We start from the raw sequence: 4,325 nt of genomic DNA, 5'->3' as shown, positions 1-4,325 counted from the left end.
GTGGTGTTATCTGCGCTGTTTATGACAGTTGCTCTTTATTTTAGCAGTAGAAAAACAGAAAATTACCAGCTTACTGTTAGTAACTAACTTGTACGCATGAACATGAATATGAAAAGAGAACTCAAGAAGCATCTAACAAGCCTGGGGGTTTATCGTTGGATCTACCCTTTGCTCAAACTTCCTTTAACATTCAGATGGATACAACTCGGATGTCAATCGCCACCGCCTCATTTGGTTAAGCTATATACTCTTCGAGCTTATGCGAAGGCGTTCGGATTGCGTGTTTTTATCGAGACGGGAACATATCTTGGTGATACGGCTGAATGGATGGCTCGAATGGGAATGCGTGTCTATACAATTGAACTTGATGAGACATTATTTAAAGATGCCCAGTTGAGACTGCAGCGCTACCGGAATGTAACAGTAATGTGGGGTGACAGCGGCGAGATCCTGCCAAAATTGCTTAGCTCGGAAATTCGTGAGCCTGCATTGTTCTGGTTGGACGCCCATTACAGTGGAGGGATAACGGCGCGAGGGACGATCGAGAGTCCCATCGAGAGTGAGATAAGCGCAATTTTACATCACAATGTTAAAGGACACGTGATCTTAATTGACGATGCTCGACATTTTACAGGTTCGGGAGGGTATCCACATTTGGATGAGTTGCTTCATCGCTTGAGGGTTGCCTTCGATGGATACAGCGTTGAGGTTTCTACTGATATTATATTATAAGGATAACACCGAGGTTGAGAAAAGATTGAAGGATGGAGAACGATGCTGTACGCTTATCCTAAGCTCCCGTGGAAATATGCACATTTGGGTTTTATTAGGGTTTCAGGAGCTGGTTTGGGGAACCTGCTATTTCCTTGGGCCAGGGCTGTGGTCGCTGCTAAAAAGTATGGTATGCGTCTTATTTGGCCCACTTGGCCACAATTGTACCTGTCAAAGAAGCCAAAGCTGGCATTAGAATATATCAAGCGTCACTATTTTGGCTACTTTAGGCCAACCGAAGAGTATATAAGTGGTGGAAAGAAGCTGCGGTTGTTGTTGAGTGCAAAGAAGGTTTCTGAAGACGAGTTTTTTTCAAAGGGACCGCATGACCTGCGATCGAGCGAGGATTATGTTGTAGTTTTCGAGGGGATGAAGGATTTATTTAACTCGCTGATGGGTTATCATGAGACCTTAAGAGAACATTTGTTGAGTATTGTGGCATCGAAGCACTTAGCCATGGTTAAGAAGCTCCCTTGGCCTTCAATTAGTGTGCACATACGGTTTGGTGATTTACCGTTTACCGAAGATTTGTCAATGATGAGAGAAAATCCTTGGAAATTTCGGTTGCCGCTGTCATGGTATATCGCTCAGATAGAGAAGTTGCGAGAAGTACTTGGAAAGGACACGCCTGTTTATGTGTTTAGTGATGCCCAAGAAGAGGAAATTGCGTCTATTTATAAAAGTGGTAATGTACATAGAATCCGTTCGAGTGCTATTGCGGAGTTAATTACTATGTCTAATTCATTTGTCTTAATTGCTTCAGGATCAACCTATTCAGCCTGGGCCTCGTTTCTGGGCCAATGTCCTACTATTTGGTTCCCAAACTGGCGGAGAAATCGAATTGTATTGGAAAATGGGGCCGAATGTGAATGTGACATTGTTAGTGAGTTTCCAGAGATGTTCAAACGAATAATTGTTGAACGCATGGATGTACACAATGAATGAGTTTGCGAGATTAGCAAGCCTTGTAGTTATTGGAATAGTGCTGCTCCTATCATTTATTGCTCTGTATGGTAAAAAGTCTGCTTTACTATGGCTTTACGGAATATTAATTGTTGTAAACGATGCACAATTTAGAATAAGATATGTTATGGATACTAGTTTAGATTACCAAGTTTTGATGAAGATAGTTGTGTGGATTAGCGTTTTTGCTTTAGGATTTATCTATGTGTTTCGATACAAACTGTTAAATCTATTCCTTAAAACAAACATTTCTCTTTATACCTGGCTACTATTTAGTATGGTTACAGCTTTGTACGCACCTAAATTGGAGTTTGCGTTAAGTTCCATCCTGATAATTGTTGGGGTAATTTTTATAACAGGCGTAATCCTCTATTTCTATGGATTAGAGGTTCTTTTTCGCGTGTTGTTAATGGCATTGCTCTCCGGACTTTTTCTTTCTTGGTTTTATTATTTTGCTTTCCCTGATATAGGGAGATGGAATGATTATGGTGTAATACGTATGTCTGGTATTTATTCGCCGACACACTTAGGTATGCTATCTGTTATTACTTTTTTTGTGGCAAGGCTTACATTACGATCTTCAGTTTTTAGATTGCTGATCATGGTTGTTGCATTAACTACTTGTGTTTTTACGGTATCTCGAGCACCACTTATAGCTTTTTTGTTGACATTTCTTTTCTCTGATATATACCGTTCTACAAGAAAAAGCACGTATTACGGGGTACTTAAAATAGTTTTAAGCTTGATCATCTCTGTTATTACTGTGATTTTGGCTGCAAACACCTCTATTTATACTCTTCAACAATTTTCAAGGTCTGGAAATCCCGAAGAAGTATTATCACTAACTGGAAGACTAACGCTATGGATCTGGATTTGGGATAAAGTTAAGGAAAATGTGCTTCATTTTCTATTTGGATATGGATGGGGTAGTTTTAGATGGTTATCTGAGGCACAGTCCGTGTGGCATCCTACTCATGCACACAATATGCTGTTTGAACTTTTATTTTCACAGGGTTTTGTGGGCCTTGCATTATTTAATATTTTACTATTAAGAATCGTAAGAAATAGTTGGAAAAAACCACTTTTTTTGTTTACTGTTTTGCCCATTCTGATTTACAGTTTAACAAGCAGTATACTTGGGCAGATTCCTAATGTACTTTTTTATATCTTAATTTTACCGATATTTAATTTTTTACATCGTTCAAAAAGAAAAGCACTATGCAACGTAAGATTTAACGATTGTTAAATCTGAAGCGAATATTTTCCTTCAATTGGCTAAAGTTAGCACTACTTGTGCTAACCGATCCGACTCTCAGTTATTTGAATTACTATATATAAAACAAACATAGGCTTAACATAAAAAGGCCGCGTTCCTAATACGCTTTCCATACGTTCATCTTACCCTTGTCTTTGTGATATGAAGCCACGACTAGCTATACTTACGAATATTATTTCGCCGTATCGGATCCCCGTATACAGAGAGCTGGCAAAGAAGTTTGATGTAGCGGTTTTCGTATCGGGGAATGAAGCTAATCGAAGCACGTGGAGTGGTGTCGTTGAACAACTCCGTAAGAGTGGCATAGGCGTAGAAAAAGTGTGGGGAATGACGATTCCTATGTCTGTAAGAAAAGGTTCCCAGTATTTTGACTTGAGGTATTTACATGTTAACCCTGGATATTTCACTAGTTTGCTTCGTTTCAAACCGGACGCAATCATCTCCAACGAGATGGGTTTTAGAAGTTTGGTAGCCGTTTTTTATGGTAAGCTCTTTCGAAAGCCTGTATGGATTTGGTGGGGAGGAACCCTGCACACTGAACGGTCGATCGGATTAGTAAAGAAACTTTGGCGGCGTCTGTTTGTTCGAGTGGTAGATAGATGGATTAGCTATGGACTCACTTCTACAGAATATCTTTTGAGCTTAGGTATTGCTAGAGATTGCATATTGCAGATACAGAATTGTGTTGATGAAACCCTATTTACTGAACAGGTTGAACCTACATTTTCTTTCTATCCACGGCCTGTTCTTCTTTTTGTGGGTCAGATGATAGGGCGTAAAGGAGTTGATCTGTTGCTGGAAGCAGCCGCAAGGATACGGCGAAAGGGTTATCAGTTTAGTTTGGTATTGGTAGGCGATGGTCCTGAAAAACATAGACTACAGGTTAAAGCAGAAAAACTTGGTTTGCGCTATGCCTATTTTCTACCTGCGCAGAAGCCTGAAGTGATGCCCTCTGTGTATAGAAGTGCGGATATTCTTGTTTTTCCAACTTTGGAGGATGTATGGGGACTAGTTGCGAATGAGGCTCTTTGGTGTGGTATTCCTGTAATTGCTTCCATTTATGCTGGATGTACACCAGAAATTGTACCTGTGCAAAATAGGTTCGATCCATTAGACCCAGAAAGCTTTGATGCTATTTTAGAACGCACTTTTAAGGGAAAAATTTCACCCGCAGATACATCTTGCCTGCTAACGAGCAAAGAGGTTGCAAATATAATTGCAACGGACATTATGAAAGTCTTGTATAAGAACTTATCCGAAAAATAGGGATACTCTGTAATCGCCACAATAACCGGAGCAGCCTCATGAAACTCAC

The 4,325-nt window shown here is 40.0% G+C and carries 4 protein-coding genes; all 4 read left to right on the top strand.

Going from position 1 to position 4,325, the window contains the following annotated elements:
• Nucleotides 1-108: 108 nt before the first annotated feature.
• The 4 genes from H043_RS30390 (at nt 109) to H043_RS30065 (ending at nt 4,276) form a co-directional block, all read left to right on the top strand.
• Complete coding sequence (locus H043_RS30390; protein WP_155953521.1) at nt 109-732, top strand: hypothetical protein; 624 nt, start codon at nt 109-111, stop codon at nt 730-732.
• A 42-nt stretch (nt 733-774) separates the two neighbouring features.
• Nucleotides 775-1,716, top strand: coding sequence for a hypothetical protein (locus H043_RS0126235; protein WP_014067519.1), 942 nt, complete (start codon nt 775-777; stop codon nt 1,714-1,716).
• On the top strand, nt 1,709-2,980 hold the full coding sequence (locus H043_RS30070; RefSeq protein WP_014067518.1) for an O-antigen ligase: 1,272 nt from the start codon (nt 1,709-1,711) through the stop codon (nt 2,978-2,980). Before H043_RS0126235 ends, H043_RS30070 begins: the two co-directional genes overlap by 8 nt.
• Before the next feature lie 357 nt (nt 2,981-3,337).
• A complete protein-coding gene (locus tag H043_RS30065) occupies nt 3,338-4,276 on the top strand; it encodes a glycosyltransferase family 4 protein (RefSeq protein ID WP_197018294.1) in 939 nt (312 codons plus the stop codon).
• Nucleotides 4,277-4,325: the final 49 nt, after the last annotated feature.

Source organism: Pseudomonas sp. URIL14HWK12:I6, assembly GCF_000514195.1.
Taxonomy (GTDB): domain Bacteria; phylum Pseudomonadota; class Gammaproteobacteria; order Pseudomonadales; family Pseudomonadaceae; genus Aquipseudomonas; species Aquipseudomonas putida_A.
This window is presented reverse-complemented; position numbering and strand designations above follow the sequence as displayed.